The 24,235-nt window shown below is 57.7% G+C and carries 22 protein-coding genes; 12 read left to right on the plus strand and 10 right to left on the minus strand.

Annotated elements, in window-relative coordinates:
* Positions 1-2: 2 nt before the first annotated feature.
* Positions 3-1,520, plus strand: a complete 1,518-nt coding sequence (locus EKD05_RS13695) for a cation:proton antiporter (protein ID WP_129673628.1) — start codon at positions 3-5, stop codon at positions 1,518-1,520.
* A 138-nt stretch (positions 1,521-1,658) separates the two neighbouring features.
* Here EKD05_RS13695 and EKD05_RS13700 read toward each other — a convergent pair whose 3' ends face one another.
* On the minus strand, positions 1,659-2,174 hold the full coding sequence (locus EKD05_RS13700; RefSeq protein WP_129673630.1) for a dual specificity protein phosphatase family protein: 516 nt from the start codon (positions 2,172-2,174) through the stop codon (positions 1,659-1,661).
* A gap of 336 nt (positions 2,175-2,510) precedes the next feature.
* Between EKD05_RS13700 and EKD05_RS13705 the strand changes: the two genes are divergently transcribed.
* From EKD05_RS13705 to EKD05_RS13730, 6 genes are all read left to right on the plus strand, one after another.
* On the plus strand, positions 2,511-4,259 hold the full coding sequence (locus tag EKD05_RS13705; protein ID WP_129673632.1) for a long-chain fatty acid--CoA ligase: 1,749 nt from the start codon (positions 2,511-2,513) through the stop codon (positions 4,257-4,259).
* A 42-nt stretch (positions 4,260-4,301) separates the two neighbouring features.
* Positions 4,302-5,198: a homogentisate phytyltransferase gene (locus EKD05_RS13710; protein WP_240695772.1), complete on the plus strand. Its 897-nt coding sequence runs from the start codon at positions 4,302-4,304 to the stop codon at positions 5,196-5,198.
* Entirely contained in the window at positions 5,198-6,124 is a 927-nt protein-coding gene (locus EKD05_RS13715) for a prenyltransferase (protein WP_240695773.1), read from the plus strand. Before EKD05_RS13710 ends, EKD05_RS13715 begins: the two co-directional genes overlap by 1 nt.
* A 51-nt stretch (positions 6,125-6,175) precedes the next feature.
* Positions 6,176-8,968 carry a PAS domain-containing protein gene (locus tag EKD05_RS13720; RefSeq protein WP_129673634.1) on the plus strand — a complete coding sequence of 931 codons (2,793 nt, stop codon included), beginning with the start codon at positions 6,176-6,178 and terminating at the stop codon, positions 8,966-8,968.
* A 3-nt stretch (positions 8,969-8,971) separates the two neighbouring features.
* Positions 8,972-9,604, plus strand: a complete 633-nt coding sequence (locus EKD05_RS13725; RefSeq protein ID WP_129673636.1) for a response regulator transcription factor — start codon at positions 8,972-8,974, stop codon at positions 9,602-9,604.
* A gap of 265 nt (positions 9,605-9,869) precedes the next feature.
* Positions 9,870-10,121 (plus strand): hypothetical protein, encoded by a 252-nt coding sequence (locus tag EKD05_RS13730; protein ID WP_129673638.1) that lies wholly within the window; start codon positions 9,870-9,872, stop codon positions 10,119-10,121.
* Between the two features lie 133 nt (positions 10,122-10,254).
* Here the strand turns inward: EKD05_RS13730 and EKD05_RS13735 are convergent, their stop codons facing one another.
* From EKD05_RS13735 to EKD05_RS13755, 5 genes are all read right to left on the minus strand, one after another.
* Positions 10,255-10,890 (minus strand): redox-sensing transcriptional repressor Rex, encoded by a 636-nt coding sequence (locus EKD05_RS13735; protein ID WP_129673640.1) that lies wholly within the window; start codon positions 10,888-10,890, stop codon positions 10,255-10,257.
* An 80-nt stretch (positions 10,891-10,970) separates the two neighbouring features.
* On the minus strand, positions 10,971-12,737 hold the full coding sequence (locus EKD05_RS13740; protein WP_129673642.1) for a dynamin family protein: 1,767 nt from the start codon (positions 12,735-12,737) through the stop codon (positions 10,971-10,973).
* A 123-nt stretch (positions 12,738-12,860) separates the two neighbouring features.
* Positions 12,861-13,211 (minus strand): hypothetical protein, encoded by a 351-nt coding sequence (locus EKD05_RS13745; RefSeq protein ID WP_129673644.1) that lies wholly within the window; start codon positions 13,209-13,211, stop codon positions 12,861-12,863.
* A 158-nt stretch (positions 13,212-13,369) separates the two neighbouring features.
* A complete protein-coding gene (locus EKD05_RS13750; protein ID WP_129673646.1) occupies positions 13,370-13,813 on the minus strand; it encodes a response regulator transcription factor in 444 nt (147 codons plus the stop codon).
* A gap of 353 nt (positions 13,814-14,166) precedes the next feature.
* Entirely contained in the window at positions 14,167-15,570 is a 1,404-nt protein-coding gene (locus EKD05_RS13755) for a sensor histidine kinase (protein ID WP_129673648.1), read from the minus strand.
* 103 nt (positions 15,571-15,673) lie between these two features.
* Between EKD05_RS13755 and EKD05_RS13760 the strand changes: the two genes are divergently transcribed.
* Both EKD05_RS13760 and EKD05_RS13765 read left to right on the plus strand, forming a co-directional pair.
* Positions 15,674-16,525: a response regulator transcription factor gene (locus tag EKD05_RS13760; RefSeq protein ID WP_129673651.1), complete on the plus strand. Its 852-nt coding sequence runs from the start codon at positions 15,674-15,676 to the stop codon at positions 16,523-16,525.
* Between the two features lie 40 nt (positions 16,526-16,565).
* The gene (locus tag EKD05_RS13765) at positions 16,566-17,009 is read left to right on the plus strand and encodes a SufE family protein (RefSeq protein WP_129673653.1); all 444 of its coding nucleotides are present in this window, start codon (positions 16,566-16,568) and stop codon (positions 17,007-17,009) included.
* A 70-nt stretch (positions 17,010-17,079) separates the two neighbouring features.
* Here EKD05_RS13765 and EKD05_RS13770 read toward each other — a convergent pair whose 3' ends face one another.
* The 4 genes from EKD05_RS13770 to EKD05_RS13785 form a co-directional block, all read right to left on the minus strand.
* The gene (locus tag EKD05_RS13770; protein ID WP_129673655.1) at positions 17,080-17,271 is read right to left on the minus strand and encodes a hypothetical protein; all 192 of its coding nucleotides are present in this window, start codon (positions 17,269-17,271) and stop codon (positions 17,080-17,082) included.
* A gap of 221 nt (positions 17,272-17,492) precedes the next feature.
* Complete coding sequence (locus tag EKD05_RS13775; protein ID WP_129673657.1) at positions 17,493-17,882, minus strand: PPOX class F420-dependent oxidoreductase; 390 nt, start codon at positions 17,880-17,882, stop codon at positions 17,493-17,495.
* Between the two features lie 75 nt (positions 17,883-17,957).
* Complete coding sequence (locus EKD05_RS13780) at positions 17,958-19,358, minus strand: aspartate kinase (RefSeq protein WP_129673659.1); 1,401 nt, start codon at positions 19,356-19,358, stop codon at positions 17,958-17,960.
* Between the two features lie 60 nt (positions 19,359-19,418).
* Positions 19,419-20,387 (minus strand): quinone oxidoreductase, encoded by a 969-nt coding sequence (locus tag EKD05_RS13785; RefSeq protein ID WP_129673661.1) that lies wholly within the window; start codon positions 20,385-20,387, stop codon positions 19,419-19,421.
* A 140-nt stretch (positions 20,388-20,527) separates the two neighbouring features.
* Here EKD05_RS13785 and EKD05_RS13790 point away from each other — a divergent pair, with 140 nt between their 5' ends.
* The 3 genes from EKD05_RS13790 (at position 20,528) to EKD05_RS13800 (ending at position 23,744) form a co-directional block, all read left to right on the plus strand.
* Positions 20,528-21,166, plus strand: coding sequence for a class I SAM-dependent methyltransferase (locus tag EKD05_RS13790; RefSeq protein ID WP_129673663.1), 639 nt, complete (start codon positions 20,528-20,530; stop codon positions 21,164-21,166).
* 63 nt (positions 21,167-21,229) lie between these two features.
* Positions 21,230-22,531, plus strand: a complete 1,302-nt coding sequence (locus EKD05_RS13795; RefSeq protein ID WP_129673665.1) for a CpXC domain-containing protein — start codon at positions 21,230-21,232, stop codon at positions 22,529-22,531.
* 127 nt (positions 22,532-22,658) lie between these two features.
* Positions 22,659-23,744, plus strand: a complete 1,086-nt coding sequence (locus EKD05_RS13800; RefSeq protein ID WP_129673667.1) for a glycosyltransferase family 9 protein — start codon at positions 22,659-22,661, stop codon at positions 23,742-23,744.
* Positions 23,745-24,235 lie beyond the last annotated feature (491 nt).

Raw genomic sequence — 24,235 nt, forward strand, 5'->3', positions numbered from 1 at the left:
ACATGATCTTTGACACGCAAACACTGATCGCCATGTTTGGGTTGATTGGCGCGGTGATCATTGGCGGCGCACTGATGGCCGGGCCTGCTGAGCGTACCGGCTTGCCGGGGTTGGCGGTGTTTCTGCTCTTGGGCCTCGTGCTTGGGCCGTTTGGCCTGGGCCTGGTCAATATGACCCTTGATGATCCCTTTTTGCGCGTTGTCTCGACGCTCAGCCTGGTGCTGGTGCTCTTTACCGATGCGATGACGCTGGATCTTGGTGAGGTGCGGCGCAATAAGACGCTTGCGGCGTTGATTCTTGGCCCTGGGACGCTGCTTGCGGCGTTTGGCCTTGCTGGCGCAGCCTGGTGGTTGCTCGATCTTCCGCTTGTTGCCGCCATCATTCTCGGTGCGGCGGTGGCTTCGACCGATCCGGTGATCTTGCGCGGCATGCTTCAGGGCAGCGGCATGCCGCCCAGAATGCACCTTGCCTTGCGCCTCGAGAGCGGGATGAATGATGTGCTGCTTTTGCCGATTGTGGTGATTGCGCTGGCGTTTGGGATCGCCGGAGGCACGCCATCAGCCGGGACGCTCGCCAGCCTGCTGGTCAGCCTTTTTTTGCTTGGGCCGCTGGCCGGGATCTTTGTTGGCGTGGCGTCGGTGCGTTTGCTTGTTTTGGTGCGTGACCGCTTTGGGGTGCGCCGCGAGTACGAGTCGCTCTATGTGATCGGCGTGGCGCTGACGGCCTTTGCTGCCGCTGAAGCCCTCGGTGGCAGCGGCTTTCTCGCTGCGTTCGCCGCTGGCCTGGTGGTCTCGTCGCTTGACGTTGAACTCTGCGATTGCTTTCTTGAGTATGGGCAGGTTACCGCCGAGATGGCGCTGCTCTTTACGTATGTGTTGCTCGGGACGGCTCCAATCTGGAGTGGCCTCGGCGTGATCGGGCCGGCGGCGTTGCTCTTTGTGGCAATTGTACTGCTGGTGCGTCTGCCGATCTTTGCTGTGGCCCTCGGCGCGGTTGGGTTGACGCTCCGCGAGCGTCTGACCCTGGGATGGTACGGACCGCGTGGCCTCGGGGTGCTACTGTTGGCGCTGATCGCTGTCTTTGGCGACCTCCCCGATGGCGAGCGGGTGGTCGCCCTGGCGAGCCTGGTGGTCCTTGTGTCAGTGGCTCTGCAGGGCGGCTGGCCGCTGCTTCGGCGTCGGCGCCGCACCCCGTCAGGTGCGCCAGCGCCGGTGCTTGCTCCCCAGCAGCACCCAACCGAGGGTGAGTTCATCCCGTTGATGCCTGCCTCGGGCCAAGTCGAAACGATCCCGCTGATGCCCGCGCCAGGTTTGCCGGAACGGATGAACCTTGAGCAATTGCGCCTGCACCGGTCGCGTGGTGAGCCGGTGGTGTTGATTGATGTGCGCACCGAGCGCAGCTATCGGGCGACGGAAACGATGGCCGATGGCGCGCTGCGGGTGCCGCCTGACCGCGCCGTCGCGACCCTCAAAGCGCACGGGGTGCCCAGTGAAGCATGGGTCGTGGCCTACTGCACCTGAGGGAGTGAAGAGACAAGCGCCCGGGTGGCGCGAGAATTGCAGAAAGCAGGCTGGCCCCGTGCTCGTGCGCTCGTTGGCGGCTGGCAAGCATGGGTTGATGCCGATTTGCCCTTGATGCCACGCATTGAAGCGTGAGCCTTACCACCGCAAAATATAGTCCCGTTGCTGTTGGGTCTCGGGGCTGTGGGGGTGGTAGATGCGTTTGGCGACACCTTGCCAGTGACGGGCAAGCGTTGCCAACGCATCTTCGCCGCGCATCCCGCGGCGTACCAGCCAGCAACCAACCACGGTGCCCGTCCGCCCGATGCCGCCCCAGCAGTGAAGGTAGACCGTCTGCCCGGCGGCGATTTCGCCATCAAGGTAGTTCAGGATCGCTTCCATCTCGTCCCGCGACTGCGGAATGCTGCCGTCCTCAATCGACATACGCTGGTAGCGCACGGTCGGCTGGCGAAGCTGCGCCTCGGTGGCGAGCAGCGCCTCGTATGGCACAAGCGCGCCGACCTCGGTGAGATCAAGGAACGACGTGATGCCGGCGTCGAGGTGCATGGCAATGCGCCATTGCGCCAGATCCGGCACCGCCGCGCCTGGATACTCACCCGCAATCAACTGGGGCGCAACACGGTAACAATTTTTGTGGGGAAGTTCTTGCGTCATGGAGAGAAGTATACCGCGCTTTTGTTGCAGTGGTATACTGAAATAGATGCGGCATATGGCATCTGGAGCCGCTCATCTAAGAGTCTGTCTGAAAAGTCGACGGTTTGTTTCGGAGTGCCGGCTTTAGCCGGCTAATGGACTTTCAGTACATGATCCGCTATGCGCCTGATGCCGTGGGGCTGAAGCCCTCGGCTCGGGGAAGCGAAGCCCGCCTTCGCGGGCTATACCGGATTAATTTCTGGAAGACCATAAGCCGGCACTCCAAGGGTGCATCACGTGGTGGCGAACGATACTGACACCCTTTTCAGACAGCCTTTAAGGGAGATGTACACGACGATGGAAAAACCATGGCTGGCGGCGTATGAGCAGGGTGTTGCGCCGACCCTTACCTATTCTCAGCAAACCCTGAGCGATCTGCTGCGTGAGACGGCTCGCCGTTATCCTGACCATACTGCGACCAATTTCATCCTCAAATATATGCTTGGAGGGCGCTTTACGGTTGGCGGCAAGCTTAGCTACAAGCAACTCGATACGCTTGTGGATCGTATGGCGACAGCCTTGTATCAACTGGGTGTGCGCAAGGGCGAGCGGGTTGGGCTTATGTTGCCCAATTCACCGCACTACCTAATCACCTTTTTTGCCGCGATGCGGATCGGGGCGGTGGTGGTCAATATCAATCCAGTCTATACCAGCCGTGAGTTGCAACATCAACTCGCTGATGCAGGTGCCGAAACGATTGTCCTGCTCAACCTCTTCTGGCCGCGCCTGCGTGAAATTCGTCCTGAAACGTCAGTCAAGCGCGTTATTGTTGCGCATGTCTTTGATACGCTCGCTTTCCCTTCGAGCTTGCTGGTCAAGCGGAGCCAGCAGCACTCGGCAGAATGGGTAGACGTGCGTCCTGAGCAGGATATCTTCTTTTTCAGCGACTTGCTCCGCTATCCACCGACGCCGCCCAGGGTGACCATTGATCCTGATGATGTCGCCCTATTTCAGTACACCGGCGGCACCACGGGTCTGCCCAAGGCGGCGATGCTGTCGCATAAGAATCTTATTGCCAATGTGACTCAGGTTGATGCGTGGGTGGTTGATGGGCAGCCTGGGCGCGAGAAGTTGCTTGCGGCGATTCCGTTCTTTCACGTTTATGGCATGACGACGGCGATGTTGTATGGGGTGCGCCTAGGTGCTGAAATAGTGACGGTGCCGAATCCACGGCCAATTGAGAATGTGATGCGCATTATTGCGACCGAGCGTTGCACGATCTTTCCGGGGGTGCCGGCCATGTATATTGGCATCATTAACCATAAAGATGTTGCGTCGTATGATCTGCGCTCGGTGCGGGTCTGCGTCAGTGGCTCGGCACCGCTGCCTGTGCAGGTGCAAGAGCATTTCGAGGCGCTGACCGGCGGACGCCTGGTGGAGGGCTATGGTCTTTCCGAGGCTTCCCCGCTGACCCACGGCAATCCTGTCCATGGCCGACGCAAGGTGGGCAGCATTGGGGTGCCTTTTCCCGATACTGATGCGCGGCTGGTTGATCTTGAAACAGGTGCCAATTTGCCTTTTGATGACCAGTCCCAGGGTGAGTTGTGTGTGCATGGCCCGCAAGTGATGCGGGGCTATTGGCAACGCCCAGAAGAGACCGCTGAGGCGATCGATGCCGAGGGGTGGCTCCATACCGGTGATATTTGCAAAGCTGACCCCGAAGGCTATTTCTATGTGGTTGATCGCAAGAAAGATATGATCATTGCCTCGGGGTTTAAGGTGCTGCCCCGTGATGTCGAAGAGGTGCTCTATATGCACCCGAGTGTGATGGAGGCGGTGGTTGCTGGGATTCCGCATCCTGCGCGCGGCGATGATACGGTCAAGGCATTCATTGTAGCCAAGCCCGATACCCATCCTACGGCTGAGGAGCTTCGTGCGTTTTGTGCATTGCACCTTGCTCCTTACAAGATACCGCGTGAGATCGAGTTCCGCGATGATTTGCCGAGGACAATTGTGGGCAAGGTGCTCCGACGATTGCTGATCGAAGAAGAACAGACCAAGCAGCAAGCCGCTGCGCTTGATGCAGGTAAGCCTGGTAACCCTTGATAAGGAGGTGCGGAGGGGCCTGGCTCCTCTGTGGAAATGATTATGTTGCGTACTTTATTGCGTTTTTCACGACCGCATACGATTATTGCCACGAGTGTACAGGTCTTCACGCTTTTCCTGATTGTTGTTGGGAGTTTGCAGGCGCTGCCGGCGGCGCTGGGTTCGATTGGTCTGGCGTTGATCACATGTCTTGCCCTGAATCTCTATGTCGTTGGGCTGAATCAGTTGACCGATGTGAGCATTGATCGCATCAACAAGCCGCATTTGCCTCTGGCTGCGGGTGATTTTTCCCCTCAAGAGGGGCAGCGCATTACGTTTGTCGCTGGGGCGCTTGGGTTGGTGCTGGCGTGGATTGCCGGCCCCTATTTGTTTCTGACGGTCGGGCTGATCATGGCGATCGGGACGATCTACTCGGTGCCGCCGCTGCGCCTCAAGCGGTTTCCTATTCCTGCGGCGCTTAGCATTGCGCTCGCCCGTGGTTTGATTGCCAACCTTGGGCTGGCGCTGCACTACAATCAGGTCTTTGGGGGCGAAATTCCGGTGGTGACGCTGAGTCTGCTCGGGCTCTTCTTTTTTGGCTTTGCGCTTGTCATTGCGATCTACAAAGATCTGCCCGACCGCGAAGGCGACCAGTTGCACCAGATCGAGACCTTTACAACACGCCTCGGGACACGCCAGGTGCTTAATAGCGGACGTGTGATCCTGTCGGTCTGTTATGCCATTCCGATGCTGCTGGCCCTTATTTGGCTGCCTGGTGCGGCCCCCTTGTTTCTGCTCTTGAGCCACGCCGTTTTGAGTGCGATCTTCTGGTGGGGCAGCCTGCGCGTAGATCTAGGCAACAATCAAAGCATTACCCGTTTCTATATGCTTATCTGGGCGATTTTTTATGCCGAGTTTATTGTGTTGAGTATTTATGAATTAATTAGGGTGAATTCATAATGATGCCGCGCACACTCTGGAAGCAGGCAGCCAGTTTGGTCGTTCTTGGGCGCCCGTTGCATCTGCTTGGCGGGGCGCTCTTTTATAGCCTGGGGGCGGCGACGGCTGTCTATGTCGGGGCGGCGCTCAACTGGGTGACGGCGCTCGGGAGTCTGTTGGCGATGCTTGGGGCTCAGTTGATGGCGCACTATAGCAATGATTTCTTTGATTTTGATGCCGATCTGGCGAATCCCAACCCAACCCAGTGGTCTGGGGGGAGTCGCGTCTTGCCGGCGGGGCACCTTCCCCCACAGGTTGCCCTGATTGCGTCGCTTGTCTTTGGCATGCTCGGTCTGTTCTTGATCCTCTGGTTTGCCCCACAAACGCCCGCACCAGGATTGACCTTGGTTGTTTTTCTGGTCGCAGCCTTTTTTGCGTGGAGTTACAGCAGCCCGCCCATCTGGTTGAATCGACGTCGTCTCGGTGAACTCTTTGGTGCCGTGACCGTACCTGGTTCTACGTTGCTGCTTGGTTTTGTGGTGCAACGTGGCAGCCTCGAACTGTTGCCTTTGCTCGTGGCGGTTCCGCTCTGCCTGATGCAATTTGGGCAACTAGTGACGGTCAATGTACCCGATGCCGAAGGCGACCGACTGGTAGGCAAGCATACGCTGATCGTCTGGCTTGGCCCGGATCGCATGCGTGGCCCTTATCTGGCGGTGCTCGCCCTTGCCTACCTGACCTTGCCGATCGTTATGCTCGCTGGTCTGCCCTGGCCCGTTGCGCTTGCGGTGCTCATCACCACGCCAATCGCCCTCTGGCTCGGCTTCCAGGTGATCCGCGGGGCGTGGCACAAACCAGCCACCTGGGATGCCCTCGGCTTCTGGAGTATCGGGCTGATTGTTGGCACCGCCTTGTGTCAGTTTGGGGCTTTTCTGTTGCTGCTCTAGGCCGCCGCCAAACTCACGTTTACATGCCTTCGGGCAAATGTTATACTTGGAATGATAGTAGTCGGCTTTGGCGAGAGCAAAATGGTCACTGGAGAGTCCACGCGTGCCTCGACGATAACACCTGATCAGCCTGATGCATTGCAGCGCTGGCGTGATCGTTTGGTCAAGGTGTTGGTTCGTGTTACCCTGGTCTTCTTTGGCCTCCACTATCTTGTCTATTTTGTCGAACTATGGGAAGCCCAACAGTTTGTGTCCCTGGGGATCAGAACGATCCTGTTGATTCCACTGCTTGGCCTGGTGTTTATACCCCAGTATTGGTATCGTCTCCAACTCTACACGCTCTTGAGCATCGGGTTGGGTTTAGCGATCGTCAGTACGTTCCAATACGGGTTGGTTGGCATCGGTCGCCTCCACCTTCTCTTTACCGTCATTCTCGCCAGCCTTCTGCTTGAGCCACGGCAGGCTGTCCCCTTCACGGTCTTTGCGATGACGCTGGTGGCAGGCATCCTCGTTGGAATGGCGGTCGGCATCGTTCCAGTTGCCCTTGATCTTGCTGTGCGGGTGGTGAGCACCGATGCGTTGCTGGTCAATACAGCTGCATTGATTACCTATGCGGTGCTGATTGGCAATGCCATTGGTTGGTTGATCAACCGACTCTCCCGTAGCTTACGTGAAACGGCAACGGCACTGGTCGAGCGTGATCGCCTCAATAACCAACTCGAGTTACTCGTTGAGGCACGGACAGAAGAACTGCGGCGCAGTCAGGCACTCCTTCAGACATTGATTGACAATTCACCGGTGGCGGTCTATGTCAAAAGCACTGATGGACATTATCTCTTGACCAATGCCTTCACCCAACAGGCCCTCAACCTGAGCCAGGGCGAACTAGAAGGCAAGCGCGATCTCGATCTCTTTGGCGAACGGGCGCTGCTGTGGCGGGCGCAGGAACAGGAAGCCATCGCCCGTGGTCAGCCGATTGAACGCGAAGTTGAGCATATGCAAGATGGCACACTACATACCTACTATGTCACCAAATTCCCCATCTATGATGCGACCGGAGCGATGATGGCTGTCGGTGGCATTGCCTATGATATGACCCCGCGCAAACTGGCCGAAGGCCGCCTGGCCTACCAGTTGCGCATGCAACTTGCCATTGCGCGCTGTGCCCGCCAATTGTTGCGCGCCAATGTCGATGATGCGCAGCATCAGGCGCTGCTGATGAGTGTCTTCGAGGAGTTTCGTCAGGCCACTGATCTCTATCATATCGGCCTCTATATCTTGCAACCGATCAACGGCGTTCCCGCCTATCGGGCGCTCTTTCAATCGCCCGATCCAACGCAAATCAATGACGGAACCCCTCTCACTGAGGTTAATCCGGTCTTTCTTGCGCGCCTGCTCAGCGGCGAACCTGTGGGCGGCCCAGCAGAAAAGATCTTCATTCCCGGTTCACCGAAACATGCCTTCTGGCAACGCCGCAAGATCGCAGGCATCGCCGCGACCCTCATTACGGTCAAAGAGTGTCCGTGGGGTTTCGTTGGCTTTGGTTTCGCAGGACCGTATCGACCGCTCGAAACCGAAGAATTAGCGCTCTTGAGTGCGATGGCCGAGATGGTTGGGGCCTTCTTGAGTCGTCTCGAAGCCAATCGCATGCTGCGTCAGCGCCTCGATGGTCTGGCCGCCCTCAACCAGATTGCCCAGTCGCTGATGAGTTGGACCGATCTGCCGATGGCCCTGCGCACGGTTGGAAGAGCGTTGCTGCCGCTTTTTGAAGCGAACCGTATTGCTATCTGGCTCTGTGAAGAGCAGACGGAAAACCTGGTCGCCCTGGCGGTCATTGGTCATCCTGATGCAATCAGCAGTGGTCAAGTTCTCCCGATTGATACGCTCCCCTCTGCCCAGATGGTTCTGGCAAGTCTCAATGGCACAGTTACGACCGAGCCTGCGTGTGCGCTACTGCTTGGCCCTGATGATGGTACAGCCCCTTTAGCGGGTACGTATCTTGTGCAACCGTTGATTGCGCGTAAGCGTGGTTTCGGGCTCTTTGTCATCCATGCTCCTCCAGAACGCACGCCTTTTGGCACGAACGAACGTGAACTCGCCCAGATTATTGCGGGGATGCTGAGTAGTGCCATCGAAAATGCCCGCCTCTATCAAGATACGATGGTACGTACCGCACAGGAAGAACGGCGGCGTCTGGCGCGCGAACTGCATGATTCGATTACCCAGTCGCTCTACAGCATGACATTGCTGGCTCGTGCCTGGACAATGACGGTACAGGAGGCTACGGACGAAGATCTTACCAACTGGTTTCGCCAGATTGAGGAAATTTCGCTCCAATCGCTCAAAGAGATGCGCCTGCTGATCTATCAATTGCGTTCGCCCCAACTCGATGAGCAGGGGCTTGCCGAAGCGCTGCGGCTCCGCCTTGAGGCAGTCGAAGAGCGAACAGGGATCAAGATCCATCTGGATGCGGAGCGCTACCAACGGATGCTGCCTTCGATGGTTGAGCCGCAACTCTATGCGCTTGCGCAAGAGGCTTTGAATAATGCGTTACGCCACGCTGGGGCTTCGCTGCTTTCGGTGGTACTCTGCAGTGATGAAGCGCACGGTGTCTTGCTTGAGGTGAGCGACAACGGGCGTGGCTTTCTGCCCACTGTGCCCTCGTCCGGGCTTGGCTTGATCACCATGCGCGAACGGGCCGAAGCGATCGGCGGTGAGTTGCATGTGGTAAGTGCCCCTGGTCATGGCACGGTGGTGCGCGTGACGGTGCCCTCGCTGGCCTTTGGTAACGGAGCTGGCCCCGGCGCAAAGCCTTTCGGTGAGCGTGTAGTCATGATGAGGTGAAGCGTGTTGAAGGTGCTGGTGGCTGACGATCATCCGATCGTGCGTCAGGGTTTGCGGCTCTTGCTCTCGGCGACGCGCGAATTTGAACTGGTTGGCGAAGCGGCCAGTGGCGCTGAGGCGATCATGCTCGCGGCCTCACTCGTGCCTGATGTGGTCATCCTTGACCTGATCATGCCCGGGATGGATGCGGTACCGGCTATTCACGGGTTGTTACAGGCTGCCCCCCGCGCACGGATTCTCATCCTGACCAGTTTTACCGATGAGGATAGTTTGCTAGCCGCCTTGCAGGCAGGTGCTGCCGGATGCATTATCAAAGACTCGAACCCTGATGAACTGCTTGGAGCCATCAGCGCCGTGGCACGCGGTGAGAGTGCGCTGCATCCGCTGGTAGCTCGCCGCTTGCTCCAACGCCTGCAACATCCGGCCCCGCCACCTCAAGGGCCGCTTGATGCGTTGACTGGGCGCGAGCGTGCTGTGTTACGGTGCGTTGGGCAGGGCTTAACCAATCAGCAAATCGCCAATGAACTGCATATCTCGATCCGTACTGTGCATACCCATATTCGCAGCCTGCTCGATAAGCTCCACCTCGAACATCGCACGCAACTCGCCCTTTTTGCCCACGGTCAGCAGATATAGCAATCCTATCTGGGTTGTAAACAGGAGTGCCGACTTATGGTCTTTCAGTAAATGATCCGCTATGCACGACACGGGCGAGGCCTCAGAGGTCTAGCAGACCTGTGAGGTCTCACCCGTGTCGTCGTACCAAGCCAGTCAATTGCACTTTTCTGCAATGATCGCTCAATCCTTCTGCGCATGTCTTGCCATCTCCGTGCCTCTATAGTACATTTAGGGTAAGTGTGCTCTTGAGGTTGTTTCCCATTATATGAGTGTGGAGTTTTTGATGAAGCCGCGTCGCTGGTATAGCAGCCCCGAGTCCCAGACATTCCGGCCACGGTATTCTGTCGAGCCCTTTCCTCCTTCGATTTATTGGCACTTCACGACCCACACCTCTCGCCAGCAAGGAGGCATCATCAAGCGTGAGCAAGTCATCCTGATTGAGCCAACCGTGCCACTAACCCGCGCTGAACAGGCCACGCGCTGGCTTGTCAGGCTCTCGGTGCTCTCGCTGCGCTCACGGATGCGCCTGGGTTAAGTCGTCTGTAACAAAGGTTTCCCGGTAGCCCCGCCGACCACGAATATTGAGAACGAATAAACGAATATGGGCTGCCCCATGCGCTCTTCGTTGCTTCGTGGCCCCATTATCAGAAAACGCCGTTGACAGACGCTTAACTTTGCTCGCGGGCGAGATAATAGGTCATGCTGTGGAGGACGGCAACTGGATCGATATAGCGCACCCAGACGTCATCGGGGGTCTGGAGAATAATCGGGGCATAATTGAGGATGGCGCGCACGCCAGCTTTGATCAGCAGGTCTGCCACGCTCTGCGCGTGGGCTGCGGGAACTGAAATGATCGCCAGGCGCACCTGATGCTTTTCGATGATAGCGGGCATCTCGGCATAATCGCGGATTTCATTGTCGCCAACCTGCTGCCCAATCTTCGTTGGATCGGTGTCAAAGAGGCCAACAATCTGCAGGCCCTGTTTCTGGAAGCCTTCATAGCGGGCAATCGCCTGACCGAGATAGCCAGCCCCCACCAGGACGACGGGCCAGCGATGGTTCAAGCCCAGAATGCGTTCGATGTGGGTGAGGAGCTTTTCGACATCGTAGCCAATGCCCTGCTTGCCAAATTCACCAAAATAGGAAAGATCCTTGCGGATCTGAGCCGCCGTTACATTAATGCGCTCTCCAAGCTCCTGGGAGGAGATAGAGAGCACCCCTTCATCCAGCAAATAGCGAAGACTTCGCGCATAGAGCGGTAGTCGGCGGATGACAACATCAGGGGGTACATCAAGACGTTCCACTCCACTCCTCCGCCCACAGATTGACATTCGGCTGATTTCGTGAATTGTAGCACGAAGTTTCAGGTAGTGTCAAGATTTTTTTACCCCTCGATATCTTTGCGCAAACGAGCGAGGTGGACATCAAGATCGGTAAAGGTCTGCTGTAGATGGCTCAACTGCCCACGTTGCGCACGCACAAAGCGGGTAAAGGGGGCATTGCGTTCACGGATCTGACTCATCGAGCGTTCAACTTCGCGGCTGACCTGCTGCTCGATCCCCTGGCCCAGTGTGGCCCGCATCTCATCAACCCGTTCGCGCAGGGCTTTTTTGGCCTGCCGTCGCTTGGCAGGCAGCAAGGCAAAGCCGCCAACCGCCATCAGGGTCGCCGCGAGAATACCGGTGAAGTCAATCCAGACTGCGGAGGCAAGCGTGACGATGACCGCCCCGAGGCCAACGGCGCCCACTTCGGTCAACGCCGTTGCGGCAATAGATGCACGGACTTCGTCGACCAACATGGCCGACTCCTGCTCTTTATCATAACTTGCGACCACCGCACTGGCCGTGCGTCCCACGGAATCGAGCAAGGCACGTCGGTTGTATTCAAAACTCCCGCCAACTGCGCCGATCAACTTATCAGTGTGCTGACTCGAACGTCGTTTGATATAGTCATCGATGCTTTGTTGGAGGCGCAGGTTCTTCTCGATCATCCAGTCGATGAGCGTATGCACCTTGCTCTCGATCGCGGTATTGAGGTCACCGACGACCTCATCTTCAAACATGGCCCGAAACGCATCGCCATTCATCAAATCAGCCAAGCGCTGAATCCTGATATGCTCATCAAAAAAGTGATCGCCACGAGTGACCAGATCCTGCAGGATCTGGTCGATCTCGCCCAGATAGTAGCGTGAGTCGTTCTGCAGATCCTCTTGGAAGAGGGTCAACTGTTGTTCAACATTCTCAATCGTCACCAGATCTTCGCGCAGCGTAGCCAGGCGCGTCTCGGTGGCGCCTTGATATTTGCGATTGAGGCGCTGGGCGACCCCAAGCGGCGAGAGCAATTTCAGCCTGACGCGGGTCTCTTCGTCGAGCGTATCAACGACATACTCTTCCACCTTGCCAAAGCGACTCGTCTCCCAGAGGCGTTCACGCTCTTCGCCATTGCTCTGGCGGGCGCGGATCGCCTGGCGTGCCGAGACGGGAAAGATTTCGGGGGTGACACCAAGCAAGGCATGCGCGTTGTCACGCACAAAGCCGAGCACCTGTTCTTGCTCAGCCGGGCTGAGAATATCAATTTTGTTCAGCAGGATAATGATCTTCTTGCCCCACTCTTTGATTATCTCCAGAAAACCGCGTTCACTCTCGGTAAACGGGCGATCGGCGGAAGTTGTAAAGAGTACCAGGTCGGCGCGGGGGATGAACTCGTGGGTCAGTTGCTCGTGATGCCGAATGACGGCATTCGTACCTGGTGTATCAACAATCGTCAGTTGGCGTAGCACCTCGGCGGGGAAGGTCGTTACCCGCAACCCACTGGAAAGCAGGCTGCTCGTCACCTCATCGCCATACTGCAAGAGCGTGATCGCATCGGTAGTTGGGGTCACACCTTCGGGCAGCAACTGGTCACCGAGCAATGCATTAAGAAAGCTCGACTTGCCCGAGTTAAATTCGCCCGCGACCACAATAAGAAAAAGGCCCTCGAGATGCGTGATCGTCTCGCGGAGCGTGCGCTGATCGGCGGCATCAAGATCGGCCCCAAACGACTCAAGGGCAGCGGCCAGTTGCTCCAAGACTGATCGTAACGCTGCGAGCAAAGCCTCATGGCGATCAGTGATCAACCTTTTGCGTTGCAGCAAGCCATCCATAAATGTCATAACATAACGCCTTCACTCAATTCATCCAAGAAGGTGCTATACTCTACAGTATCTCCTTCTCCTCTCACTCTGGGGGTAGTGCCAAGGGCACTACCCCCAGAGTTTTTTGCTTTAGACTACGGGTTAAAGGGCGCGTACCAGCGACGCGAAGCCAGCAAAAACCAGGGCCAGCCCGATCAAGCCATAGAGCACAACAGGGGCAAGCTCGCCCCAGCTAAAGGAACGTAAACGGCGAGGTGGGCCGGCTGTTTCGATGCGTTGCCCCCGCCAGTAGGTCACTCGTGTGGTCTCACGGGCACCGGGCAAGCGCCCCCCGATCAACGTCCAGGCCTGCCATGCTTGCCAGAGGAGATAGCCCCCGCCACCCCAGAAAGTCACCACAAGAACAGGCCAGGGCAAGGTCTGGGCATTAGCCAGCACAACAATGAAACCAAGCAGCGCCACCCAGCGCCAATCAAAACGAAACTGTCGCATGCAGTCTTACCTTTGCCATGATACGTATATCGTATCATACCATAGTGTAGACAGGCGAGGGGACCAGGGCATCTTCACCTAGCGCGATCGCGAAAAAAGCCGCCTGCGTTGCAGGCGGCTTGGATCAACGAACATCGACGTGAATGAAAGATGACGACCTATTTCCCTGATTGACTGCTCAAACTCAACGTGGCGAGCGATGGCCCATTCAACACCGGGTGCATATGTTCAGGAGGCATAATCGCTTTCACAATCGGTACAAGCTCACGTAACTCAATCGGTTTGGCAACATAACGATCTACCCCCAACTCGCGCATACGCGCACGCAACCCGGGTGTATCATACGCGGTAAGTACCAGCACCGGAATATCAGGCCGGAATGCTTGGGCTACTCGTATTAGGGATAGCGCACCATTGGTGTGGGGATTCGGATCGACAATTAAAAGATCAACATTGCCCATTGCACACGAGAGCCACGCCGCGTTCGGAGAGGGTGCAACCCAAACGCTAAAACGTTCGCCAAGCATGGTTTGGAGCCCGCGCTGGGTAATCAGCGCAGCAGCCGGGTCATCATCAACAATGTAGATCTGACGAACAGGCATGGGATACGCTCCTCCGCCCTACTAGGTACGGAGTAGAATACACGAAGCGACACAATTCACCTGCCCCTATCGTAGCAGTCTCAGCCCACTCTGTGATGGGGCGACGCCGCAACTGGTAGTAGCAAAATAACAACTCACCTGATTTGACCTGACAGGCAATCTAGAGCGTTGTAAAGCCACAACTAGCCGTGTTAGGATGGCAAAACGATTTACACTTTTGGTGTGGAGGGCGCACTCTAATGCGTCAGCGCGGGGTTAAAAGCTAAAGGGGTCAACTATTGATGTTTCAACATAATACCGAGACGTGCTGAGCACGTCTCGGTATTATGTTGCGTGCGAGGAACGCGTATGCGCTATGCATTGACAGGCAAAAAGAGCGTAAACACGGTTCCCGTGCCTATTTCGCTCTCGACCGTAATGCGCCCTCCGTGCTGAGTAACAATATGGGCGCTGATGGCAAGCCCAAGACCTGTCCCCTGGACTTTGGTAGTATAAAATGGTTCAAAGAGGTGGGGGAGGTGCTCGGCGGGGATGCCTACGCCTGTATCTGCGATATAAATCCCTATTGTTGACGGTGCCTCAGGGCGTGCCTGCAGCATCTGCGTAGTCACCCGCAGTTCGCCGCCCCGTGGCATAGCGTCACATGCATTAAGAATAATATTGAGGAAGACCTGGCGGATCTGATCGGCGTGGGCGATGGTAAGCGGCAGATCCGGCTCGAGGTTAGCAACGGCTTGAATATGCCCGTGACGCAGGTGGGTCTGGACAAGTTCGAGGGTTTCGCGGAGCAACGCATTAATGCTCGTCGCCGCAAGTTCGGCGCGGGTAGGCCGATAGAAGTCGCGCATCCGCGTGATAATGCGGGCGATGCGCCCGAGTTCTTGCTGGGCAATCGAGAGAAAGGTGCGTTGGGGTGCATCCTCGGGCAAATCTTGCTCGACCAAGTAGAGGCTATTGCGGGCGGCATAGAGGGGATTATTGATCTCGTGCGCCACCGACGCCGATAACTCACCCACCGCCGCCAATTTAGCACTCTGCAACAATTGGGCCTGGGCCGTATTCAAGCGAGCCTGGGCCTCGGCGTGCAGCGACTGGGTCAGGGCCAAGTCGCGTTGCAAGACGACGGCACGGGCGCGTTGGGTCACTTCGTCAATTGCGACGGCGGTCAGATCGGCCAGGGCCTGAACAAACGGAATATCACGCGGGTGATAGAGATGCGCATGCACGCCACCATAGAGCACCAGCGCGCCCATTTGCGTACTCTCGACGCGCAGGGGGGCCAGCAAGGCGCTATACGGCGGCCAGGATGGCAGCCCATCCTGCAAAGCCGCGAGGTTATGCGCACTCATCCTCTCCAGCGCGAGTTCAAGTTCAGGGCCAACGAGCAACATTGCCCGCGGCGACATAATCGCCATCTCGGCGAGCCCGGGCCCACATGGGCGTCCTTCTTCGTCAGCCGACGCCCAGAGCACCAGCCGGTCGCTTTCGGGATCACGCAGGAAGAGATGAGCGGCACTCGTTCCGGGAAAGAGATTCACCGCTTCACGGACAACCAGTTGCACGATGGCGTCGACATCGCGACTGATCAACAAAACTGCCGAAATTGAGAGGATCGCACTCAAACGGGCACTCAACTCGACAGCCCGACTCTGTTGCAGTTCCGCCTCACGCTCAACTGCCTCTGCTCGCGCCTCGGCAATCTGCAGACGCTTCTCGAGGGATTGAACATATGCACGCATTTCTCCGAGGTCGCCCATTGTTATCGCTCCAACGCGTTGACACTGCCAAGCGTCGCACAGTATAATGCCGAAAAGATGAATCCCCCAAACTATAGTGCTTTTTGGCACGGAGTGCAAACGAATGACGCAATCTGCCCATATTCTTGTTGTTGATGACGAGCAAAACATCCGCCTGACCCTCTCGACGTTGCTCAGCCGCGCCGGATATATCGTTACCGTAGCGGCGAGTGGTGAAGAAGCGGTGGCAATGTTCGAGCGTCAGCAGTTTGATTTGATGCTCGTCGATCTGCAGATGCCGGGCATCAACGGCATCCAGGTCGTCGAAGCCTTGCGACAGCGTTCAAATGATACGGTGGTCATTATTCTCACCGGCCATGGTTCGTTGGAAACAGCGATCGAAGGCTTGCATCAGGGTATTTTCGATTATATGCTCAAGACGAGTGATCCCGGACAAATTATTGAGCGAGTCAAGGCCGGGTTGAATGAACGTACGAAACGTCAGCGCCAGAATGCGCTCATCAATGCGATCGGGGCCGCTGCTCAGGAATTGACCGGGGCAATGCCAGGGGACGATACCGCTACGCCGCTTGCCGCAGCCACACCGGCCCCATCGTTGCCGGCCACCCAGCCTACGCCAGCTATGTCGACGACCAGTAGCAATGATCGCCAGGTGCTTATTGGTCAGTTGCAACTCGATACCTGGCACCAGACAGCCATGCTTGGCGGGCGCTCGCTCAATCTGACGCCAACCGAGTTTCGTTTGCTGCTCTGCCTCGCTGAGCACGCCGGACAGATGCTTTCGTATACCCAATTGGTGCGTTGTGCCCAGGGCTACGAGGCCAATGATATGGAGGCTGGCGAGTTGATCAAGCCGCATATTCATCATCTGCGCCAGAAGATCGAACCCGATCCAAGTGCGCCGCGTTATCTGCTGAATGTTCGTGGCAAAGGTTATATTTTGCAGATTGATTAGCGCCTAAAACCCTCCCTAACAGCCAAAGAAGAGATGCTCAATGAATGAAACCCCTCGTATTCCTCCACGGTTACAGGAAATTATTGAAGAATTCCAGCTAAGTGACCGTACCGAGAAACTGGAATTAATGTTGGAGTATGCCGACCGCCTTCTTCCTTTGCCCCAACATCTCCAGGGTCATAGCGGGATGGAACAGGTGCATGAGTGTATGAGCCCAGTCTTTGTTCAAGGCGAACTGGTTGATGGGGGCATGATTTTTCATATTGATGTGCCACCTGAAGCGCCAACGATTCGCGGGTATGCTTCACTGCTCGCCGAAGGGCTTCGGGGAATTACACCGCAAGAGGTACTGGCGGTACCGGGCAATTTTTTTGAGGCCATGGGCCTACATCAGGTGCTCAGCCCCCAGCGGCTCAACGGCATCACCGCGCTTCTGGCCTATATAAAGCGCCAGGCCCTGCGCTTCCTCCCAGCCTCCTCGTGAAGCCTTGGCGACCACAAAGCAAACAGAGACGCCCGGTAAGGGCGTCTCTGTTTGCTTTGGGTATCGTATCTTACGCTACGCGTGCATCAAGTAACGCACGTGCCAGTGTATCAAGGATTGAGGCAGGACGCGCACCAGGGGTGATCCCGATCCGTCGTACCAAGACCCGGCGGTAGAGATGGAGGGTCTCGGGCGCAAAGTAGCAACGGCGTCGGTGCGCATGATGCGGCACATGGGGTGATGGTCGCAACTGAATAATCATCGAAGACCTCGCATAGCTTGTGAGCTACTTCACAGGGTTTATGATACTGCCTACAGCGCACTGCGTCAAGAGGTGATCAATGCGCAATAATTGTGCATCTGCTTTGCTTTATGGTATTGCAACCATAGCGTGGAAGCACCCGACACCCGACGTGCGTGCATACAATTATGCGGATACCCCGAGGCCGCTAGATGACTGCGCGAGGCCACGCAGCTGCCTCTTCAGCCCATCTGGGTCGTATGCTCAGGAAGAACAACGATGACAACGCGTTCGTCGCCGGGTTGATGCCACGGATAACGATCCTGACCAAGATACTTTTTGGCCATGCTATCAATAAAAGCCCGTTCGGGATCTGGCTCAATGGCAGCTACATGCCCACGGATCTCAAGGTACCGATATGGATTGCCGGGATCAACGATTGAGAGGGCAATGCGAGGATCATGCTTGAGATTACGGTATTTCTGGCGGGTTGTTGTCTGGCTAAAACGAAGATAGGTACCATCCCACCCAAACCAGACCGGATTGACTTGCGGCTCACCCTTAGGGCCGATAGTTGCCACATGAGCCAGCGCATTACTGGTAAGCAGATCAACATACTGATCATCAATCATGGAATTTTACCTTCTTACAATGCTGCGCAATTGCTGTGCGGATAGTATACACGAAGTTACGGCCTTGGCCCTTCATCAGAGGTCAAAGCTATGATGGATGGCACGTACGGCATCATCGCCATCGCTCGCCGCAACCACCAACGAAATATTATTCTCGGTACTACCCTGGGCAATGGCAATAATATTGATGCCAACATTGCCCAGCGCACCAAAGACGCGCCCGGCAATGCCTGGGGTGCCGCGCATTCCCGAGCCGACGACGGCAATGATGACGACTTGGTCGAGCACTTCGACATGCTCGACATTGTGGCTGGACAAATCAGCTGCGAGCTCGGCGCGCAAGGCCGTGACCGCCGCCGCGGCCTCGGCCCGGGGCACAGCTAAACAGACGCTCTGTTCGCTGGACGCCTGGGTGATCAGCAGGGTGTTGGCGCCTACCCGCGCCACGGCCCCGAAGATCCGTGCGGCGACGCCCGTCAGCCCAAGCATACCCGGCCCGCCGACAGTGATCAGGCTGGCATCGTTGATCGCCGTGACTGCCCGTGCCGTGCCGGGCATGTCGGTTCCGTTGATGATGGTGCCTGGATGCGCCGGGTTAAAGGTGTTGCGAATACGGATCGGGATTTTTGCTTGCACCAGCGGGCGTACTGTCTTGGGATGCAAGACATTGGCCCCATAGTAAGCCATCTCGCCCATTTCGTTGTACGAGAGGCGTGGCAGGGTACGAGCTTCGGGCACCACTTTCGGATTGGCCGTCAGGACGCCGTCAACCTCTTTCCAGAACCAGACTTCCTTCGCCTCAAGCACGGCACCCAGGATACCACACGTATAGTCGGACCCACCGCGCCCGAGCGTCGTTGGCACGCCAGCCTTGGTGGCCCCAATAAAACCGGTCACCACGGGCACAATCTTCTGGGCCAGCATTGGTTCAAGCACCGCCCGGCTCGTCGCACGGGTCTCGTCCATCAGCGGTGCCGCCGAGCCATAGTGTTCATCGGTGACAATGAGGCGCGTCGCATCAACGGCTTCAGCGGCAAGACCAGCGCTACGCAGTGCGGCAGCAATGAGGCGGGCATTGAGGCGCTCGCCAAGCCCGCTAAAGAGATCGAGCGCCCGTGGCGTCAATTCGCCGAGCACCGCAATGCTATGCGAAAGATTGCTCAGATACGCCAGCATCGCCCGCAATTCGGGTTCAAGGGCGGCACACTCTTCGGGTGTAGCAAGTTCGGCGGCGGCTTGCAGATGAAGGTCGAGCAAACGTGGCGCAACATCGCCCGTTGCCTCACCATTGCCGGCAGCTGCGGCCTTGGCCGCTGCGATCAGGGTGTCGGTCGTACGTAAATCGGGGGCGTTCATTGCCGACACCACGACCACAACCTCGTGCTCGCGGTGGCTGTCAGCGACAATCCGGGCCACATGGCGGATGGCATCGGCACTGCCCACCGATGTCCCGCCGAACTTCATCACAATTCGCATGCGTTCCTCTTTGTGTTTTGCCACTTAATGCACCATAAAGGTGCGCCATACGGCGCACCTTTATGGTAAAATCAAGACCTTGCCGGTCGTCTCGCGTCCTTCAAGCGCACGGTGCGCCGCTGCGGCGTCGGCCAGCGCATAGCTACGATCAATGCGTACGTTTAGGTTGCCACTGCCGATCCACGCAAAGATATCGCCTGTGCGCCAGGCTAATTCTTCGCTCGTCGCAATATAGTTAGCCAGGGTCGGGCGCGTCAGGAAGAGCGAGCCTTTGCTGCTCAAGACCAGGGGGCTGACGGGCGGCACCGGGCCACTCGCATTGCCAAAGGTGACCATCATGCCCCGGGGCCGCAGACTGTCGAGGCTGCCTTCCCAGGTTGTCGCCCCGACCGAGTCGTAGACGACGTCAACGCCACGCCCGTCGGTCAACTCACGCACGCGCTGGGGAAAGGACTCACGTGTATAGAAAACGACTTCGTCGACCCCGGCACCCCGTGCAAGGGCCGCTTTGGCCTCTGTCGAAACAGTTCCGATGACCCGTGCGCCGATCGCCTTCGCCATCTGCACCAACAAGAGCCCAACCCCACCTGCGGCTGCGTGGACAAGGCAGGTCTCACCGGACTGCAACGGATACGTGCTCGTCACCAGATAGTGCGCCGTCATGCCCTGGAGCATCACCGCCGCAGCCTGGTTCAAAGCAACCTCGGCGGGCACGGCGACCAGGCGCTCGGCAGGGGCCAGGGCATATTCGGCATAACCACCCGCTCCCGAAGCGGTGGCGACCCGATCGCCAACGGTCCAACCCGTCACCCCTGCGCCCAGCGCATCAATCGTGCCAGCAAACTCCATCCCAGGGGTAAAGGGCAAGGGCAGTTTGTAGAGCCCGGTACGATGGTAGGTGTCAATAAAATTGAGCCCGATGGCGGCCACGTGGACGCGTACCTGACCAGGCCCAGGCTCGGGTGGGGTGATGTCAACCAGTTGCAAAACCTCGGGGCCACCTGTTGCATGAACGTGAATCGCGCGCATAGTCACTTCTCCTCGTCACAGCCTTTACTGTGCGCACCCTTGCGCCAGTATCAGAAATCAGCCTATACTATAACAGGAATCGTAAATAGCTCGTGCTGTTGTCGGGTTGTCTGACACGATGTGATGTAAGGAGTAGTACATTGCGCCTGGAGAAGAACGGTCTGCCCGCAAATTACTTCAAGCGCTATGATGAAAGCGACGACCGTGGTTTTTACCTCTACCCACGGTTGACGGCGCATATTGATGAGGCTGCCTCGGCTGCGACGTCACAACTCTTCCGCGAGTTGTTGCCACCTGGCGGGCGCATACTTGATTTGATGAGTAGTTTTGTCAGCCATATGCCACTTGAGGTCACGTATGCAGAGGTGGTTGGCCTGGGGCTGAATGAAGAAGAGATGCGCAACAATGCGCAACTCGATGCGTGTGTGATCCATGATCTCAATAAAGAACCGCACCTGCCCTTTGACGATGCCTCATTTGATGGTGCGGTCTGCACGGTTTCCGTGCAATATATGACGCGCCCGATTGAGGTCTTTGCCGAAATGGGACGTGTCTTGCGCCCTGGTTCGCCCTTTATTGTGACCTTTTCCAACCGTTGTTTCCCCAGCAAAGCCGTGCAGATCTGGGTCAATACAAGTGATGCACAGCATAGCATCCTGGTGCGGCGCTATTTTGAACTGGCCGGCTGTTTTGACGAAATTGTCTCCCTGGATCGATCACCACGACGCTGGCTCAGTGACCCCCTCTATGCTGTGGTTGGTGTGACCGAGCGGGCATGAGGGTCCTCTGAATCCTGGTATAATCAAGCCCGAAGTGAAACCGAAAAAGGATTGGAGCGCATTATGCCCCCGGTTGCCCCCCAGCCTGTGCAAATTACTTGCCCGGCGTGTGGTACGTCTTTTCGCACTGGTATCTATACGCTGGTTGATGTAACTGTACAGCCTGAATTGAAGCCGGCCCTTCTGGGGGGCCAGCTAAATGTGGCTGTCTGCCCAAAGTGTCGTACCCCGAGCATGATTGGTGCTCCGCTTGTCTATCACGATGCCGCCAAGCAACTCTGCCTTGTCCATGTTCCAGCCGAGTTGAATAGTAGCCCGCAGGAGCAAGAGCAGTTTGTTGGTGAAGCGACCAGTTTTTTGCTGCGCGAGCTGCCCAAAGACGTGTCACGGGCATATCTGCTTGCCCCGCGCCGTTTTTTGAGTATGCAGTCGCTCGTCGAGGCGATCTTTGAAGCCGACGGGGTGAGCCGTGAGGCGCTTGATCGGCAGCGTGCCCATATCGAGTTGATCAGTGAGCTCGCGAGTGTGGTTGGTGATGAGGATCAGTTTGCGTCAATGGTGACGCAACGACGGACTGATCTGACCCCCGAGTTTTTTGCGACGCTGTCGGCTTTTGTGCAGGCAACGCCCCCTGATCAGGCCGAAACACGCCAGTTGCTGATGGCGATCCAGAATCAACTGCTTGACACCTACGACGAAGAGCCACCCGATGAGGAGGAGATGCAAGAGGCGCTCGAGCGTCTCGTTGCGGTAGCCGATGAAGAGCTTGACCTGGCAGTGGCCGAGTTGCGCCCGGTGCTCGATTATGGCTTTTTTGAATTGCTGACGGGCCGAATTGAGGCTGCCGAACAGGCCGGTGAGCAGGCAACCGCAGCGGCCCTCACTGACCGACGTGCTCGCATTCTCGCGGCGGTCGAACAACTCGACCGCGAAGCCGAGGCCATGTTCGAGGCGGGCAGTGCCCTGCTGCAAGAGGTGATGCAAGCCCCCGATCCCGAGGCAGCCCTGCGTGAGCGCGGTGAAGCGATTGACGAAGCCTTTATGATGGTGCTTTCGGCCAATGTTGGGGCCGCGCAGCGTGCCGGACGCGATGATATCGAGACCATGCTGACCCGCCTGGCCGATGTTGCGATTGATGTCATCCAGGCCCGCCTCTCGCCCGAAGAGCGTTTTATCAATGAGTTGCTGATGGCCGAGACTCCCCAGACAGCAACACGGCTCTTGCGTACCAATGTTGCGCGGATTACGCCAGAACTGATCAAGCAACTCAATGAACTGGCCGACCAGGAAGAGCGGCGTGCCAATAAGCCCATTGCTGAGCGCTTGCGGCAACTCGCCCGCGAGTGCGGGGCGATGCTCTTTTAAGCCCAATACCTTGCCAAAAAGGCGGTTTTTTGACGCAAAGGCGCAAAGGCGCAAAGTTTTTAGTGTAGGTGCGCTAACCCTTGGCGGCTTGGTGTGGGCTTACTTGAATGGTATTGCTTTTAAGCCTATGCAGGTGTACCGTCCACAGCGTATCCTGGTTGTGAAACCGGATCATCTTGGTGATCTGTTGCTTGCAACGCCTGCCCTGCGCCAGTTGCGGCAGGCGTTGCCCAACGCTACCCTGGTCGGGTTGGTTGGCCCCTGGTCACGCCAGATGTGGCAGACCAATCCGGATCTCAATCAGTTGCTCGAGTTGCCCTTTCCTGGCTTCGAGCGCGCCAGCAAGGGGCGTAACCGCTTGCGCCCCTATCTGCTTCTGGGCAAGTATGCCGCCCTCTTGCGCCAGGGCCGCTATGATGCGGCGCTGCTCTTGCGTGATGACCACTGGTGGGGGGCTGGGTTGGTTGCGCTCGCAGGCATCCCCCAGCGCATCGGCCACGCGCACCCCCGTTCGGTACCGTTCCTAACGACGGCCCTGCCCTATGACCCGCGTACCCACGTCACCCGTCAGGCCCTGGAGGTGGTGCAGGCACTGGTGCAACCTGGAGCTTCATCAGATCTTGCCCCTGGTCTGCCCGCGCTGCATTTTACGCCCACGGCTGACGCCCAGCACTGGGCGAGCGACTGGCGTGCTGCCCACCTGCACCCCGACGAGCGGATGGTGATCATCCATCCTGGCACGGGCGGTACCGTCAAACACTGGTCGGTCGCCGCGTGGGCACAGGTTGCCAACGACTTGGCGCGGCTGCCCGGGGTACGCCTTATCTGTACTGGTGGCCCCGGTGAAGCGCCGTTGGTTACCGAACTGGCGGCCCTCGTCGAGCCTGCCCCGCTGACGCTCGCCGGGGCAACGAGTCTGGGGCAACTGGCGGCGCTGCTTGGCCGCGCTGCCCTGGTGCTCGGGGTGGACAGTGGGCCGCTGCACCTCGCGGTGAGCCAGGGTGTGCCAACGATGCACCTCTTTGGGCCAAGCGACCATCAACGCTTTGGGCCGTGGGGCGACAGCGAGCGGCAGCGCGTGCTGCGGGCCGACCTCTTTTGCAGCCCGTGTGGTGTCTTTGATACTTGTCCACGCGGCACCCGCGGCCCCGAATGTATGGCCGCGATTGCGCCCGAGCAGGTCATTGCTGTAGCCCAGCGGTTGCTGAAGTGATGCCATTTTCGATTAGATAGTGTCCGCAGATGACGCAGATTATAGCTTCCGCATCTGCGTCATCCTGACCGGAGCACCGTCGGGCTAAAGCCCTCGGCTACGGGTCGCGAAGGCCGCCTGCGCGGCCTCATCCAGCCGGCGAAGGCCGGCTTGGCACGCAGGAGCCGAGCCGTTGACGGCGACGGCGACCCCGGAGATCTGGCGTTGCGCATGCCCTGCCATGCCTCGCCAGCAGACTTCCTACACAGACGATGCATGAGGGTGTCAACGACATTTGCTGACCCTTCACGGCCCGGGAGCGCGGGCGGACCAACCGCTGTTGTTCCCGAAGCGAGCGGGCCGCCCGCGTTCCCGGGCATGCCCGCGGCCCGTTGAAAGACCAGCCGAAGACCCCAGGCATGGTATACTTGACCGACACACGACCAGGAGGAAGCCCATGCCACGGCGATTCAATGTTGCCGGGCCGTGCAAGCCCGAATTGCACTACATGC

The sequence above is a fragment of the Candidatus Chloroploca sp. Khr17 genome (assembly GCF_004138165.1).
In the GTDB taxonomy this organism is placed as follows: domain Bacteria; phylum Chloroflexota; class Chloroflexia; order Chloroflexales; family Chloroflexaceae; genus Chloroploca.

Excerpts from the sequence above, each read along its gene's own strand:
- EKD05_RS13695 (WP_129673628.1), top strand. The coding sequence starts at position 3 with ATGATCTTTGACACGCAAACACTGATCGCCATGTTTGGGTTGATTGGC.
- EKD05_RS13700 (WP_129673630.1), bottom strand. The coding sequence starts at position 2,174 with ATGACGCAAGAACTTCCCCACAAAAATTGTTACCGTGTTGCGCCCCAG.
- EKD05_RS13705 (WP_129673632.1), top strand. The coding sequence starts at position 2,511 with ATGGAAAAACCATGGCTGGCGGCGTATGAGCAGGGTGTTGCGCCGACC.
- EKD05_RS13710 (WP_240695772.1), top strand. The coding sequence starts at position 4,302 with ATGTTGCGTACTTTATTGCGTTTTTCACGACCGCATACGATTATTGCC.
- EKD05_RS13715 (WP_240695773.1), top strand. The coding sequence starts at position 5,198 with ATGATGCCGCGCACACTCTGGAAGCAGGCAGCCAGTTTGGTCGTTCTT.
- EKD05_RS13720 (WP_129673634.1), top strand. The coding sequence starts at position 6,176 with ATGATAGTAGTCGGCTTTGGCGAGAGCAAAATGGTCACTGGAGAGTCC.
- EKD05_RS13730 (WP_129673638.1), top strand. The coding sequence starts at position 9,870 with ATGAAGCCGCGTCGCTGGTATAGCAGCCCCGAGTCCCAGACATTCCGG.
- EKD05_RS13740 (WP_129673642.1), bottom strand. The coding sequence starts at position 12,737 with ATGACATTTATGGATGGCTTGCTGCAACGCAAAAGGTTGATCACTGAT.
- EKD05_RS13745 (WP_129673644.1), bottom strand. The coding sequence starts at position 13,211 with ATGCGACAGTTTCGTTTTGATTGGCGCTGGGTGGCGCTGCTTGGTTTC.
- EKD05_RS13750 (WP_129673646.1), bottom strand. The coding sequence starts at position 13,813 with ATGCCTGTTCGTCAGATCTACATTGTTGATGATGACCCGGCTGCTGCG.
- EKD05_RS13755 (WP_129673648.1), bottom strand. The coding sequence starts at position 15,570 with ATGGGCGACCTCGGAGAAATGCGTGCATATGTTCAATCCCTCGAGAAG.
- EKD05_RS13760 (WP_129673651.1), top strand. The coding sequence starts at position 15,674 with ATGACGCAATCTGCCCATATTCTTGTTGTTGATGACGAGCAAAACATC.
- EKD05_RS13765 (WP_129673653.1), top strand. The coding sequence starts at position 16,566 with ATGAATGAAACCCCTCGTATTCCTCCACGGTTACAGGAAATTATTGAA.
- EKD05_RS13770 (WP_129673655.1), bottom strand. The coding sequence starts at position 17,271 with ATGATTATTCAGTTGCGACCATCACCCCATGTGCCGCATCATGCGCAC.
- EKD05_RS13775 (WP_129673657.1), bottom strand. The coding sequence starts at position 17,882 with ATGATTGATGATCAGTATGTTGATCTGCTTACCAGTAATGCGCTGGCT.
- EKD05_RS13780 (WP_129673659.1), bottom strand. The coding sequence starts at position 19,358 with ATGCGAATTGTGATGAAGTTCGGCGGGACATCGGTGGGCAGTGCCGAT.
- EKD05_RS13785 (WP_129673661.1), bottom strand. The coding sequence starts at position 20,387 with ATGCGCGCGATTCACGTTCATGCAACAGGTGGCCCCGAGGTTTTGCAA.
- EKD05_RS13795 (WP_129673665.1), top strand. The coding sequence starts at position 21,230 with ATGCCCCCGGTTGCCCCCCAGCCTGTGCAAATTACTTGCCCGGCGTGT.
- EKD05_RS13800 (WP_129673667.1), top strand. The coding sequence starts at position 22,659 with ATGCAGGTGTACCGTCCACAGCGTATCCTGGTTGTGAAACCGGATCAT.